Origin of the sequence: Hwanghaeella grinnelliae, assembly GCF_004005845.1 — a bacterium.
In the GTDB taxonomy this organism is placed as follows: Bacteria; Pseudomonadota; Alphaproteobacteria; order UBA8366; family Aestuariispiraceae; genus Hwanghaeella; species Hwanghaeella grinnelliae.
This window is the reverse complement of sequence record NZ_SADE01000001.1, coordinates 2,216,096-2,230,225: the sequence shown is the minus strand read 5'-3', so window position 1 is coordinate 2,230,225 and position 14,130 is coordinate 2,216,096. Positions and strand designations below refer to the sequence as shown.

The window sequence follows — 14,130 nt, the reverse complement described above, 5'->3', positions numbered from 1 at the left end:
TTAGGCAAGCTCTTCAGCTGGGGCGTAAGAGCCGTCTTCTCGGTGGACTTCCTTGCCGGTCACGGGCGGATTGAAGCAGCACGCCATGTGCAACTCTTCCTCGGCGCGCAGGATGTGTTTGTCATGCAGGTTCAGCGCATACATCACGCCGGGCTTGATCGCGTGGGTCTCGCCCGTGGCGATGTCCGTGATCGAGCCTTTCCCTTTCATGCAATAGACACTCTCAAAGTGGTTCTTGTAGTGGAACGTGTGCTCGGACCCGGCTTCAAGAACGGTGATGTGGAAGGAAAACCCCATCCCATCATCGGCCAGCAACAGACGTGTCGATGTCCATTGGGCATCGGCAACATGACGTTCGGTGTTCTTCAGTTCGTTGAAATCGCGTACAATCATTCGTCTTTACTCCGCTGCAATTTTCATTTGGCGCGTTGCGTCGTAGGTCGCCTGAGTCAGGATGTTCAAACCCTCACGCAAGATCTCTTGCGGGGTGGTAAGAGGGGCGAGGAATTTCACGACCTCGTCATGGGCGCCCGACGTTTCGATCACCAGACCCTGGTCATAAGCGCGCGCGCAAATCGTGGCGGCCAGATCGCCGGAGCCGACATCGACTCCCTGCATCATGCCGCGGCCCTTGATCGACGCACCGTCGACGAGCTCGGCCACGTCCTTTAGCGCCGCGCCCAACACATCGGATTTGATCGCTATTTCCTTCTGGAACGCATCGTCGGCCCAGAATTTCTCGATCGCGACGCGCGCGGTCACGAAGGCATGGGTGTTGCCGCGGAACGTGCCGTTGTGCTCAGCCGGTTTCCAAATGTCGTGTTCTGGCTTGATGAGAAGCGCGGCAAACGGCAGCCCGAAGCCTGACAGCGACTTCGCCTGGGTGATCATGTCCGGTTCGATTCCCGACTTCTCGAAGGAGAAATAGGTGCCGGAACGACCGCACCCGGACTGAATGTCATCGACGATAAGCAGCGCGCCGTTCTTGCGCGCTATCTTTTCAATGCCGCGCATCCAGTCGTCGGAGGCCGCGGTCAGCCCGCCTTCGCCCTGGATCGGCTCGAAGATGAAGGCGGCGGGCGCATCGATGCCGGAGGACGGGTTCGACAACATCGTGTCGATAACCTCCAATGTGTCGACCGTATCGCCCAGGGAACCTTCATACGGCATATGCGTGACGTCGCCGAGCGAAGCATTGCCCGCGCCATCCCGTTTGGAGGCATTCCCGGTAAGGGCCAAGGCCCCCATGGTCATGCCGTGAAACCCGTTCGTAAAGGCGATCACATTTCGACGGCCGGTGACTTTGCGGGCCAGCTTGATCGCCGCTTCCACCGCGTTCGTGCCGGTTGGGCCGGTCATCATGATCTTATGGTTCATGCCGCGCGGGGCGAGGATGTGGTCCTCGTATGCTTTCAGGAAGGCGCTTTTCGCGTCGGTATGAAAATCCAGGCCATGGGCAATTCCGTCGCCGGCGATGTGCTCGATCAGCGCGGCCTTCATGTCCGGATCGTTGTGTCCGTAGTTCAACGATGAGCATCCGGCGAGGAAGTCGATATACCGGTTGCCGTCGGCGTCGAACAATTCGGAGCCGCTCGCCCGCGTGAACGCCGCGGGCATGGCACGACAATAGGAACGCGCTTCGCTTTCGCGGCGCTTATAGATCGTAGTTTGCTTCACCATGTCATTGGGCATGGGGTGTCCTTTCCCTTTATGAGGGTTCGTTAATTTTGTGTTGGAAGGCAGGAAGCGGGTCAGGCGGCCCGTTTCAGCTCCGCGCGCTGCGGCAGGGTGATTGTCACCATGTGCTCGGTGTCATGCGCGCCGTCGAAATGCGTGTCCTGTTCGAAATAGGGCTCATCCGCCAGGTCGCCGCCGATATGGCGCGCAAAACTGCGAAACAACCCCCAGGAGGCGTCATTGTCTTCGGTGATCGTTGTTTTGAGCTGCGCGGCTTCCTTAGCCTCGTCGCGGTTGATGAGGTTGAGCAACATGGATTTGCCCAACCCAAGCCCGCGCGCCTTCGGACTGACAGCGACCTGCCAGACGAATAAGGCGTCCTCGCTCGGAATCATGTGGCCTGAAATCCAGCCAACGATGTCACCATCCATTTCCGCCACGACACAGGTGTCTCGGAAATGGTCGGCCTGGATGAGATTGGCGTACATCGAGTTCTCATCCAGCGGTTCGCAGGATCGGATAAGATCCCATATGGCGGCCCCATCCTCCGCAACTGGTTTGCGCAGACGGGGCGTACTTCGGGGAACGATACTTGGTGTCGGCATTCTTAATGGCCTCTCAAATAATTCGATAGACTAACTATATACTTCGCGATCAAAGCGCAACATCTAGTGAGAAAATAAGACTAATAGGGCAAACAATGTATGTTGCTCGGTAATTTCGTTCCGAATAATCCTTCGTAAGACGAAATTATTCATCAAGAATCGAAAGGTTGGATCAACTGACCATTGCAGGTGTTTCGTCGATTGAAGCATCTTATGGCGTTGTGCCACTATGCCCGCCATGACGGCTAAACCACGCGACCGTACCGATGAAAGTTTGATCGCTCTGCGGCGCATTCTCCGCGCGACGGAGCTGTATGCACGCGATTTGGCGCAAGCGGCTGGCATGACGCCGGCACAGCTTCGGGTTTTGCAGGTCGTCGATGAAAAAGGCGGCGCCACGCCCAAGGCGCTGGCCAACCAGATGAGCGTCAGCCAAGCCACCGTTACCGCGCTTGTCGACAAGCTTGTGGCACGAGGCATGGTCGAACGTCGCTCGTCCGAGCAGGATCGCCGACAGATCAACGTGGTGATGACGGCATTGGGCGAGAGCACGCTGGAACACGCGCCGGATGCCCTCCAGCAACGCTATGTCCGTGCGTTCGAGGATCTTGCCGATTGGGAGCAGGCGCAGCTCGTGTCGTCGCTCGAACGCGTTGCGGATATGCTTGACGCTAAACGTCTTGATGCATCGCCAGTGCTGACGACCGGCGAACTTCCCTCGGCCAATGTCTCGGAATAGCGATGTCCCGCGCGCAGCCAATGCTTCATGAGATTCGATCGTAGGCGCGACGGAACCCTTGATATCGAAGTCGCGGGAGGCAAGTCCGGGGGGGGGACGATATCCAACGCTTCAACTAATCGTGAGCGTACGAACCGGTTTTCGATGGAAAGCTGGCTGGGGGACTAGGATTCGAACCTAGATTGACGGAGTCAGAGTCCGCTGTCCTACCATTAGACGATCCCCCAGCAGAGGGTGCCCTGGGCCGTAAGCTAGCGATATTGTGAGATATCCTTGGCCGGGACGCCGGTTTCTAGCCAAGCCCGCGACGGCGGTCAAGCCGCCTGTCTGATTCAAGCGTCGCCCGGTCGCGAGATGCCGGCGCCGCCTGATGAAATACTAAAACATTATCCCTATCTTGCTCACCGCTTCCGCACTACGGTAATACAAGGTGATGAACACCGGAACGTTGGGTCGCCCCGGACCCCAGGAGAACAAAACCCCCGACCCGAAAATCCGCGCCAAGCCGCGGTGCTTCGCCGCCATCGACATCGGCACGTCAAGCTGCCGTATGCTGATTGCGCGGGCCAAGGGCGAGGGATTTCAGGTGATCGACTCCTTTGCCAAGAACGTCCGTTTGGGCAGTGGTGTTTCCGTTACGGGCATGCTGTCCGACGCGGCGATGGACCGTGCGGTTGCGGCGCTTGGCGTGTGCATGAACAAGATCCGCGATCAGAATGCCGTCCATTTTCGGGCGGTCGCCACCGAAGCCTGCCGCAAGGCGCGCAACATCGACCAGTTTCTGGTCCGCGTTCAGCGGGAGTTGGGCCTCGATATAGAGGTGATCGGCACGGATGAGGAAGCGCGGCTGGCCATCGCCGGCTGTCTGCCGCTTTTGAACGGGCAGCAGCCCCATGGCCTCGTCTTCGATATCGGGGGCGGGTCGACGCAGCTTGCCTGGCTCGGCTGCCGGGACGGGCATGCTGAAGTCATCGGCACACATTCGATCCCGAACGGCGTCGTGTCTTTGACCGACCGGTACGGCAGCCGCCTGGCCGATCCGGCGCTGTATGAAACCTGCGTCGAGGAAATGTCCCAAAAGGTCCGGGACTTTTGCCATTCCCACCGCATTGCCGACTATGTCGGGCGCGGTGAGGTGCAGATGATTGGGACGTCCGGCACGGTGACGACGCTTGCCGGGATAGAGATGGGCCTGGAACGCTATATCCGCAGTCAGGTGGACGGCGCGTCGCTCTCTTTCGAGCGGATCGGTACGCTGACCGAATTCCTGCGCCGGCTGGAATTGCCGCAATTGGCGGCGCAGCCCTGTATCGGCGAGGACAGGGCGGAGCTGATGCTGGCCGGATGCGCGATTCTGGAGGCGATTTGTACCTGTTGGCCCGTCGGACGGCTTAAAGTGGCCGACAGGGGCTTGCGCGAAGGCATTCTTCTGGACCTTATGCGGCGCCACGAAGGAGATCAAAATGGCGCGCGGCGGCAGTAAAGGTTCGGGTTCCGGAAAATCGGGCGGCAAGCCCGGAGGTAAGCCTGGAGGCAAGTCTGGGGGCAAGTCAGGCGGCAAGTCAGGCGGCATGACCGGCAGTCTGGGCGGTGCCCGGCATACGACTGTGCGGGTGAAGACCGCGCGGCGGCGCAAGAATTCCTCCACGCGATGGCTAGAGCGGCAATTGAACGATCCTTATGTGGTCGAAGCCAGGGCGCGCGGGTTCCGCAGCAGGGCCGCGTTCAAACTTCTCGACATCGATGACAGATACAATTTCCTGAAACCGGGCATGGCGGTGGTCGATCTGGGCTGTGCGCCAGGCGGCTGGACGCAAATAGCGGTCGAACGCGTCAAAGCGGGCAAAGATGGTGGCGGCAAGGTCGTCGGGGTCGACCTTTTGGAAGCGGAACAGGTCGCGGGTGCTACCATCTTCCAAGCGGATTTCATGGATGACGATACGCCCGACCGCCTGAAAGCGCTGTTGGACGGGCCGGCGGATGCGGTTTTGAGCGATATGGCCGCAAATACGACCGGTCATCCGCAAACTGACCATATTCGAATCATCGCGCTTGCCGAAACGGCGCTGGAATTCGCTTTTGAAGTCCTGGCGCCCGGCGGCGCGTTCGTTGCCAAAGTCTTCTCCGGCGGGGCCGAGGCTAGCCTTTTGACCCAATTGAAACGCAATTTCCAAAAAGTCGCGCATTTCAAGCCGCCGTCGAGCCGCAAGGAATCTGCCGAGACCTATGTGATCGCGATCGGGTTCAAAGGGAAGGCACCCGTGCGGCAGTCGAGCGAACGGTCTGCATCGGATGAAGGTGAAAACGCCGATGACGAGTTATGATTTGCATAGCAGGATAAGAAACAGGCCCTAATTCGGCAACGATTTGCAGGGTCGGCTGAAATAAATGCCGAAAAATTTGTGAAATCTGCATAAAGCAGGCCTGCGCGCGCTTGCTTTTGGCGGAATCCTGGCTATTTTCCGGTCAACAAATTGATGAGGAGAAAAGCCATGGCCGACACGGGACGCGTTTCAACGGATTATGGCTTCGCCAAGGCGCTGACTTTCGACGACGTCCTGCTGCAGCCCGGCTACTCCCAAGTTCTTCCCCACAACACCAAGACCGGGACCAAGCTGACCCGCACGATTGAGCTTGGCATTCCCATCATCTCCTCGGCGATGGATACGGTGACCGAAGGCCGGTTGGCGATTGCCATGGCCCAGCACGGTGGCCTCGGTGTTGTCCACAAGAACATGTCCATTGAAGAGCAGGCGGCCCAGGTTCGCCAGGTGAAGCGGTTCGAATCCGGCATGGTTGTGAACCCGATAACAATCAATCCTGATAAGACCTTGGCTGACGCTCTTGAGATTATGGATCGGCATGGAATTCACGGTATTCCGGTTGTTTCGAAGCGCAGCGGCAAGCTGGCGGGCATCCTGACGAACCGGGATGTGCGGTTCGCGGACGATCTCTCAACGCCTGTACGCGAGTTGATGACCAAACGCGGTCTGGTGACGGTCAGCGAAGGCGTGTCGCGCGAAGAGGCCAAGCGCCTGCTTCACCATCATCGGATTGAAAAGCTGCTGGTGATCGATGACGAAAAACGCTGCGTCGGTCTGATCACCGTGAAGGATATCGAAAAATCCAGAGCCTTCCCAAATGCCTGTAAGGACGAGAAGGGTCGTCTGCGCGTCGCCGCCGCGACCGGGACCGGGGCGGAAGGGCTGGCGCGGGCCGAAGCGCTGCTGGAAGAAGGCTGCGATGTCATCGTGGTCGACACCGCGCACGGCCACAGCGCCGGGGTGCTGGACCAGGTCAGCGGCGTGAAGCGCCTGTCCAATTACGCCCAGGTCATTGCCGGCAACGTGGCGACCCCCGACGGCGCCAAAGCCCTGATCGATGCGGGCGCGGATGCGGTGAAGATCGGGATCGGACCGGGGTCGATCTGTACGACACGGATTGTCGCCGGCGTCGGTGTGCCGCAGTTCACCGCGATCATGGAAACGTCAGAGGTTTGCCGGGCCAACGGCGTGCCGGCCATCGCCGATGGCGGCATCAAGTTCTCCGGTGATCTGGCTAAGGCGATCGCAGCAGGCGCCGATTGCGCGATGATCGGTTCGCTGCTGGCCGGGACGGATGAAAGCCCCGGTGAAGTCTTCCTGTATCAGGGCCGGTCTTACAAATCCTATCGGGGCATGGGGTCCGCCGGCGCGATGGCGCGCGGATCCGCTGACCGTTACTTCCAGGAGGAAGTGAAGGAGAGCCATAAATTCGTACCCGAAGGCGTCGAAGGGCGTGTTCCTTACAAGGGGCCGGTCTCGGAGGTTCTGCACCAGCTCATGGGCGGGTTGCGGGCGGCCATGGGCTATACCGGCAACGGCACGATTGCGGACATGCAGCAAAACTGCGTGTTCCGTGAGATCACCGGTGCCGGTCTGCGCGAAAGCCATGTCCATGACATCACCGTTACCAAGGAATCCGCCAACTACAGGATCGATAACTGATCGTGCTCTTTAACGGAACTTCCATGGATTTAGTCACCGCGGGGGTCGGCGGATGAAGGCCGGCGCGCGTTTACAGACGGCCATTGAACTGTTGGACGAGATTGTGGCCCAGGCGGGGAAACCCGCCGATGCGGTCATTTCGGACGGGTTCCGCCAACGCCGTTTCGCGGGGTCCAAGGACCGAGCGGCGATCTCGGAAACCATTTACGGGGTTCTGCGTTGTCGCGGGCAGGTCGATTGGTGGCTGTCGCGTAGCGCGCTGCCCGTCGACGGCCGCAGCCGAGCGCTGACCTATGCGGTGCTCACGTCAACGTTGGCGGAAGACGGGGCGGATATCGTGTCCGACTTCGCGGACCAAGCGGAATACGGCGTCACACCGCCCGGTCCGGAGGAATTGGCCTGGCTGGAAGGCATACGCGGCCATGGTTTGAACCATCCGGATCAACCTGTTTGGGTGTCGGCGAACCTGCCGGAATGGGCGGCCACCCGTTTCAACGAACAATTCGGAACGGATTGGACACGGCAAGCTGCCGCCCTGGCAGCGGAAGCCCCGGTCGATGTGCGGATCAATCCCACCAAGGCCGACCGGGAAGCCGTTGCCGTTTCGCTGGCGCAAGAGGGGATCGAAACCACTGCGTGCGCCTTGTCGCCTGTCGGTTTGCGCTTGGCTCGCCGGCGTCCCTTGCGGGGCACCAGGGCCTTCAAGGACGGCTGGTTGGAAGTGCAGGACGAAGGGTCGCAATTGGTTGCGTTGCTGACCCATGCGCAGCCCGGCATGAAGGTCGTCGACTTTTGCGCCGGCGCCGGGGGCAAGACCCTGGCCTTGGCTGCGGGGATGGACAATAAGGGCCGTATCGTGGCCTGCGATACCTCGGAAACCCGTCTGAACCGCGCGGGTGAGCGCCTGAAGCGAGCCGGGTCCTTCATCGTTGAACGCCGGGTCCTGTCTTCGGCCCGCGATAAATGGGTAAAACGCCGGTCCGGCCGGTTCGATGGCGGGTTCGACCGCGTGCTGGTCGATGCGCCCTGCACGGGATCGGGCACCTGGCGTCGAAACCCGGATCAGAAATGGCGGCTGGGCGAAGACGACCTGGCCGAACTGACAGCCCTGCAATCGGAAATTCTCTCCTCCGCCGCGCGGTTGGTCGCGCCTGACGGACGTCTGATCTACGCGACCTGTTCGCTGTTGAAGGCGGAAAACGAGGAACGCATCGAAGCCTTCCTGGCGGAGCGTCCGGACTTTTTCCGGTATCCGATCGAGGACGTTTGGGCCGAAACCGTGGGCGGGACCTGTCCGATGACCGGCGGGGCGCTGCAACTGACCCCGGCGGATCACGATACTGATGGGTTTTATTGTGCCGTGCTGGGCCGAAAATTGACCGCCTGACCACAAACCTTGCGAGAAGGGGAGCCGAACAAGGATGAGCGAGATACTGCACCACATGATCGCAGGCGGTCCGCGGCCGGTCGCCCCGTTTTCCCACGCGACGGAGGTTGATGGCTTCGTCTTCCTGACCGGGCAGATGCCGACCTATCCCGACGACCCGGACAAGCCGTTGCCCGAGGGGATCGAAGCCCAAACGAAGCGGGTTATGGATAACCTGACCCTGATCCTGAAGGGGCTGGACCTGGACCTGTCGAATGTCTTCCAGGTGCGCATCTATCTCACGGAATTCGACCGCGATTACGAGGTTATGAACCGCACCTATTTGGAATATTTCGAGCCCGGGAAACTGCCGGCGCGGACCACCATCGGCGTGACCGGCCTGGCGGTCGGCGCGTTGGTCGAAATCGACATGATCGCGAAACGCCTGTAACGCCTGCTCCAAACCCCGCCCGAACTGTTCATCAGCCGAACCGCCCAAAAAGCCGAACCGCCACTAAGAAAGACCGGACATCATGACAGACATCTCCATTGACGACCGCATCCTGATCATCGATTTCGGCAGCCAGGTGACCCAGTTGATTGCGCGCCGGGTGCGCGAAGGCGGCGTCTATTGCGAGATCCATCCCTTCAACAAAGTCACCGGCGAGAGCATCCGTGAGTTCAACCCGAAGGGCGTCATCCTGTCGGGCGGCCCGGCCAGCGTTACCCATGACGACACGCCCCGCGCGCCAGAGGAATTGTTCGAGACGGATCTGCCGGTGCTGGGCATCTGTTATGGACAGCAGACCTTGTGTGCGCAATTGGGTGGCGAGGTGTCGCCGGGCAAGCATCACGAATTCGGCCGGGCCCAGCTTGAAGTGATCGACGACTGCATCCTGTTCGATGGTGTCTGGAGCAAAACGGACACCGACCAGGTTTGGATGAGCCACGGGGATACCGTCACCAAATTACCGGACGGGTTCCGCGTCGTCGGCAAAAGCGGCAATGCGCCCTTCGCCGCCATCGCGGACGACGCGCGCCGCTATTACGCGGTTCAGTTCCACCCGGAAGTGGTTCACACCCCGCGCGGGGCGGAACTGCTGAAGAACTTCGTGCACCGGGTTTGCGGCTGCGGCGGGGAATGGACCATGGCCCATTTCCGGGCCGAGGAAATCGCGAAGATCCGCAAGCAGGTCGGCGACAAGCGCGTCATCTGCGGGCTGTCCGGTGGGGTGGATTCATCTGTCGCGGCGGTCTTGATCCATGAAGCGATTGGCGATCAGCTGACCTGCATCTATGTGGATCACGGCTTGATGCGCCTGAACGAGTCCGAGCAGGTCGTCACCGTCTTCCGCGACCATTACAACATTCCGCTGATCCACCGGGACGCCAGCGATCTTTTCCTGGGCAAGCTGGCCGGCGTCACGGACCCTGAGAAGAAGCGCAAGATCATCGGCGGTCTGTTCATCGACGTGTTCGAGGAGGAAGCCGCCAAGATCGGCGGCGCGGACTTCCTGGCCCAGGGCACCCTGTATCCCGACGTCATTGAAAGCGTCTCCTTCCATGGCGGCCCGTCCGTCACGATCAAGTCGCACCACAATGTGGGCGGCTTGCCGGAACGGATGAACATGCAACTCGTCGAACCGCTGCGGGAATTGTTCAAGGACGAAGTGAGGGATCTGGGTCGCGAATTGGGCCTGCCGGAAATTCTGGTCGGCCGCCACCCGTTCCCGGGTCCGGGGCTGGCTATTCGCATTCCGGGTGAGGTGACGCGGGAGGCCGCGGACATCCTGCGCCAGGCCGATGCCGTCTATCTCGACGAAATCCGCAAGGCCGGTCTGTATGACGAAATCTGGCAGGCTTTCGCCGTGCTGCTGCCGGTGAAGACCGTCGGCGTGATGGGCGATAGCCGCACCTATGACCATGTCTGCGCCCTGCGCGCCGTGACCTCCACCGACGGCATGACCGCCGACAGCTACCCCTTCGACCACAGTTTCCTGTCGGCCTGCGCGACCCGCATCATTAACGAGGTGAGGGGCGTGAACCGCGTGGTCTATGACTGCACGTCGAAACCGCCCGGTACGATTGAGTGGGAATGAGGGTAATGTTTCTGTCCTAACGTACCGGTTTTAAAGGAAAGGTGGGCGGCTAACGCGGGTTGGTTTATCAAGTGTGCGGGTCGCGATGGGTATGCAACCGGTCGACCTTTCTCTGATGCTTATTCACGTTACTGATTAGCCCTTCCGTGAGGGCTTCAATCTCGCGGCATCCATAAGTTCATTCGCCAAGCCGTCCGAACCTGCGGCGCGCGCCAGCACCAGGGCGCCGACCATCGTGGACAATTGTCGCATCGCCTCCTTGCGATCTCCGTCCGGGCCGGTCATCAGATCCAGACTAGCCTCCATCGCTTCGCGAAAAATGGACTGAACCTCTTCACCCTGTCGGGGCGCTTCGGCTGCCAGGGCTGCGAAGCAACATCCTTCCGCCGTCATGTCGACATGCGATGGCGAGAGGTACCAGCGGGCAATCGCCTCGCAGGGGGGGGAGTCCGACGCGGCAATGGCGTCCTCCAACATCTTCCGGTTCTCGGCCAAGGCAGACTCCGTCGCCTCCGCCACTAGCGCCGACTTGTCTTCAAACTGCTTGTAGAAACCGCCTTGAGTAAGGCCCGCGGCTTTCATCAGCGCCGCCACGCCGATCCCGTCATACCCGTGGCGGCGGAACAGCCGGCCGGCTGTCTCAACCACCCTTTTTCGATTTTCTTCAGCGACCTCCCGGCTGACGCGCATGACGGCCTCCTCGGCAATAAGATTATCTTCGCAATCTAATCTTGACGCATTTAGATTACAAACATAATCTAATTTTACACCACTGAGAGGCACCGCTATGACTGACACCGACCCAATCGTGATCTGCTCCGCCCGCCGGACGCCGCTTGGCGCCTTTACCGGCGCGCTGTCGCCCTTGCCGGCGCCTGTGCTCGGGGCGGCCGCAATTGCGGCGGCGCTGGAGGATGCCGGCGTCGATCCGGGCAGTGTCGGCGAGGTGATGATGGGCTGCGTCCTGACCGCGGGCCAGGGGCAGGCGCCGGCGAGACAGGCGGCGCGTATGGCTGGCCTGCCGGACCATGTCGGTGCGACGACGGTGAACAAGGTCTGTGGCTCGGGAATGAAGACGATCATGACAGCCGCCGACCTCCTGAGCCTGGGCCGAGCCGATCTCATTGTCGCCGGCGGAATGGAAGCGATGTCGCGCGCGCCGCATCTGCTTGCCGCGTTGCGCGGTGGACAGAAAAGCGGAGCGGCGACACTTGTCGATCACATGTTGTTCGACGGCCTTGAGGACGCATACCAACCCGGCCGTTCCATGGGATCGTTCGGTGAAACGACCGCCCGGGAATACGGTTTTACCCGTAAGGATCAGGATATCTTCGCCATCGAGACGCTGGAGCGCGCCCAGGCGGCGCTTTCAAGCGGTGCGTTCGAGGCGGAGATCGCCCCCGTGACGGTGCCCGGTAAGAAGGGTGACATCCATGTCTCTGCGGATGAGCGTCCCGGGCTATTGGATAGCGGGAAGATATCGACGCTGCGCCCGGCCTTTGCCGAAGACGGGACAATCACCGCCGCCAGCGCTTCGGGAAATGCGGACGGTGCCGCGGCGCTGGTTCTCGCACCCATGGCAGTGGCCAAAGCGCGCGGTCTGCCCATCCTAGCGCGTATCGCGGGGCAGGCCGCCCATGCGCAAGAACCCGAACGTTACACAACGGCGCCGATCTCTGCCATTCGCAAGCTATTGGCGCAAACGGGATGGAAACCGGACGATGTCGATCTCTGGGAGATCAATGAAGCCTTCGCGGTCGTCGCAATGGCGGCGGCCAAGGATATCGGAATCCCGCGTGAGAAGTTGAACGTGAATGGCGGGGCCTGTGCTCTTGGCCATCCAATTGGCGCGAGCGGCGCCAGGATCGTCGTCACACTGATTTGCGCCCTGCGGGCCGCTGGAAAGCGGCGCGGTGTTGCATCGTTGTGCATTGGTGGCGGCGAAGCGACAGCCCTTGCCATCCAAATCGAAAACTGAACCCGGAGAAACACCCATGGATCTGTCACAGTCAACCGTGCTCGTCACCGGCGCAAACCGCGGCATCGGCCGTGCCGTCACCAACGCGTTTCACCGTGCCGGCGTCAAGAAAATCTACGCCGGTTCACGCGGCGGCGACACGCCGGAAGGCGCCGGCATAACCCCGATACGGCTTGATATCACCGACCCGGCCACGATTGATGCCGCCGCTCGAACCTGTTCCGATGTGACCCTGCTTGTGAACAATGCGGGTATCGTTCGGGGCGGTGGACCACTCGGTGCGCCATCGCTCGAGGGACTGCGTGCGGAGATGGACACGAACGTGTTCGGCACACTTGCCCTGACGCGCGCCTTCGCCCCGATAATACGCGACAATGGCGGTGGCGGCATTGTTGCCCTGGCATCCATTCTCGCACTCGCGCCAATTCCACAGATAGGTACATATGCTGCGAGCAAGGCCGCATTGCACTCCCTTATGATGTCACTGCGCGCAGAGTTGGATGGAAGCGGTGTCGCTGTTGTTTCCGTTCTGCCGGCCTTGGTCGATACCGACATGACGGCCGGAATCGACCAGCAAAAAATGACGCCGGAACAGATCGCGGCCGCACTGATTACAGGCCTAGAGAACGATGAGACGGAAATCTTTCCGGGCCCCGCAGAAACCATGGCGCAGGGGTACCACGCCAACCCGACGGGTTATGCCGCCCAACTCGCCGCGGAATTCCGACGGGAGCCGGCGGAATGAGCGGACTACTCGTCCCGAACCTTCCCATCGCCCAGGACGCTACATTGAAACATCCGTTCAGGCGCGACGAGATAATCGGTTCGGAGAAGGTTTCCCAAGCCTTAGCTGAGATCGTCGCGACCGTTCCAGGCCCGCTGGAGGAAATTGAAACCCTGCAAGGGGAGGCGGCAGTGGCAACGTTGTGGAAGCTCTCAGGCTCCGAGCTTCATGGCTGCACGTTGGCTTTAATACATGGCGGCGAGGTGAGAGAGTTGCGCATCATGGTGCGTCCGGTCCACGAAGCGGAAAGCTGGGCCGCGGCCAACCGTGCGAAAGCGCCGGAGGGGATTTGGACTGTACCCTCCGATATTCCCCGAAGCCGGGCATTCGACAAGGCCGCGCCGGTGGATCCGCATTTTCCGTTCGCCGTTGCTCAAGACGCGGTGTTCGCCAGCCCAATCCTGCACCGCGAGCCGCAGGGTGCTGAACTGGTAAAAACGGTGGTCGGCCATGCCGCGGCCATTTACGGCACGCGAGAGCTTGGGCCAAGCCTCGGCGCCGGCGCAAGACGCCTCAGCTATTGGACCGGCTCGGTTGAGGGGTTTGCCGCAGAAATGGCCGCGTTGCTTCGGTTCAACATGTCCGGAGAGATGGCGTCATTGGAAGTCTTCATGCAACCCATGCCGGTCACCTTCTTGTTTCGAGATCACGTCCGCCACCGTCTGCAGGGCATTTTGGACGACAGCTATTTTGAGGTTTCCAAGGTCATCGAATAGACAGTTTCCTGTCGGCCTGAGCGAACCGCCTCATCAACGAGGTGAGGGCGGCGACCGGGTGGTTTACGACTGCACGTCGAAGCCGCCGGGGACGATTGAGTGGGAATAGGGGTATTTCCCGCTGGACTCAACACCTCTGTTTCCTTGATCCTGGCTGGGTAAACCAGTCGGGGGGGACTG

General features: G+C 60.7%; 14 protein-coding genes, 1 tRNA gene and 1 pseudogene. 11 read left to right on the top strand and 5 right to left on the bottom strand.

The genetic code is table 11. The annotated features are described in order from the left end of the window. Genes EOI86_RS10300 through ectA form a run of 3 tightly spaced genes read right to left on the bottom strand, consistent with a single transcriptional unit; the run spans position 1 to position 2,282 of the window. A complete protein-coding gene (locus EOI86_RS10300) occupies positions 1–393 on the bottom strand; it encodes an ectoine synthase (RefSeq protein WP_127764963.1) in 393 nt (130 codons plus the stop codon). A 6-nt stretch (positions 394–399) separates the two neighbouring features. Next, positions 400–1,692: a diaminobutyrate--2-oxoglutarate transaminase gene (gene ectB, locus EOI86_RS10295; RefSeq protein WP_127764962.1), complete on the bottom strand. Its 1,293-nt coding sequence runs from the start codon at positions 1,690–1,692 to the stop codon at positions 400–402. Between the two features lie 59 nt (positions 1,693–1,751). After that, a complete protein-coding gene (ectA, locus tag EOI86_RS10290) occupies positions 1,752–2,282 on the bottom strand; it encodes a diaminobutyrate acetyltransferase (RefSeq protein WP_127764961.1) in 531 nt (176 codons plus the stop codon). A gap of 238 nt (positions 2,283–2,520) precedes the next feature. Between ectA and EOI86_RS10285 the strand changes: the two genes are divergently transcribed. Continuing rightward, positions 2,521–3,021, top strand: coding sequence for a MarR family winged helix-turn-helix transcriptional regulator (locus EOI86_RS10285; RefSeq protein ID WP_127764960.1), 501 nt, complete (start codon positions 2,521–2,523; stop codon positions 3,019–3,021). A gap of 153 nt (positions 3,022–3,174) precedes the next feature. Here the strand turns inward: EOI86_RS10285 and EOI86_RS10280 are convergent. Beyond that, a tRNA-Gln gene (locus EOI86_RS10280) sits at positions 3,175–3,248 on the bottom strand. 206 nt (positions 3,249–3,454) lie between these two features. Here EOI86_RS10280 and EOI86_RS10275 point away from each other — a divergent pair. The 6 genes from EOI86_RS10275 (at position 3,455) to guaA (ending at position 10,472) form a co-directional block, all read left to right on the top strand. Further along, the gene (locus tag EOI86_RS10275) at positions 3,455–4,504 is read left to right on the top strand and encodes a Ppx/GppA phosphatase family protein (RefSeq protein ID WP_127764959.1); all 1,050 of its coding nucleotides are present in this window, start codon (positions 3,455–3,457) and stop codon (positions 4,502–4,504) included. After that, positions 4,485–5,345 (top strand): RlmE family RNA methyltransferase, encoded by an 861-nt coding sequence (locus EOI86_RS10270; RefSeq protein ID WP_127764958.1) that lies wholly within the window; start codon positions 4,485–4,487, stop codon positions 5,343–5,345. The genes EOI86_RS10275 and EOI86_RS10270 overlap by 20 nt, the downstream gene beginning before the upstream one ends. Before the next feature lie 168 nt (positions 5,346–5,513). Next, positions 5,514–7,007 (top strand): IMP dehydrogenase, encoded by a 1,494-nt coding sequence (gene guaB, locus EOI86_RS10265; RefSeq protein ID WP_127764957.1) that lies wholly within the window; start codon positions 5,514–5,516, stop codon positions 7,005–7,007. Positions 7,008–7,059: 52 nt separating this feature from the next. Next, positions 7,060–8,394: an RsmB/NOP family class I SAM-dependent RNA methyltransferase gene (locus EOI86_RS10260; RefSeq protein WP_127764956.1), complete on the top strand. Its 1,335-nt coding sequence runs from the start codon at positions 7,060–7,062 to the stop codon at positions 8,392–8,394. A 34-nt stretch (positions 8,395–8,428) separates the two neighbouring features. Next, positions 8,429–8,824, top strand: a complete 396-nt coding sequence (locus tag EOI86_RS10255; RefSeq protein WP_205032120.1) for a RidA family protein — start codon at positions 8,429–8,431, stop codon at positions 8,822–8,824. Positions 8,825–8,906: 82 nt separating this feature from the next. Next, positions 8,907–10,472 carry a glutamine-hydrolyzing GMP synthase gene (gene guaA, locus EOI86_RS10250; RefSeq protein WP_127764955.1) on the top strand — a complete coding sequence of 522 codons (1,566 nt, stop codon included), beginning with the start codon at positions 8,907–8,909 and terminating at the stop codon, positions 10,470–10,472. Positions 10,473–10,607: 135 nt separating this feature from the next. Here guaA and EOI86_RS10245 read toward each other — a convergent pair whose 3' ends face one another. Then, positions 10,608–11,162 carry a TetR/AcrR family transcriptional regulator gene (locus EOI86_RS10245; protein ID WP_127764954.1) on the bottom strand — a complete coding sequence of 185 codons (555 nt, stop codon included), beginning with the start codon at positions 11,160–11,162 and terminating at the stop codon, positions 10,608–10,610. A 97-nt stretch (positions 11,163–11,259) separates the two neighbouring features. Between EOI86_RS10245 and EOI86_RS10240 the strand changes: the two genes are divergently transcribed. The 4 genes and pseudogenes from EOI86_RS10240 to EOI86_RS25005 all read left to right on the top strand — a co-directional run. Continuing rightward, entirely contained in the window at positions 11,260–12,450 is a 1,191-nt protein-coding gene (locus EOI86_RS10240; protein ID WP_127764953.1) for a thiolase family protein, read from the top strand. 16 nt (positions 12,451–12,466) lie between these two features. After that, on the top strand, positions 12,467–13,195 hold the full coding sequence (locus EOI86_RS10235) for an SDR family NAD(P)-dependent oxidoreductase (RefSeq protein ID WP_127764952.1): 729 nt from the start codon (positions 12,467–12,469) through the stop codon (positions 13,193–13,195). Further along, a complete protein-coding gene (locus EOI86_RS24555) occupies positions 13,192–13,950 on the top strand; it encodes a hypothetical protein (protein WP_161973774.1) in 759 nt (252 codons plus the stop codon). The genes EOI86_RS10235 and EOI86_RS24555 overlap by 4 nt, the downstream gene beginning before the upstream one ends. 20 nt (positions 13,951–13,970) lie before the next feature. Then, positions 13,971–14,059, top strand: a pseudogene (locus EOI86_RS25005) (GMP synthase (glutamine-hydrolyzing)); the annotation flags it as partial. Positions 14,060–14,130: the final 71 nt, after the last annotated feature.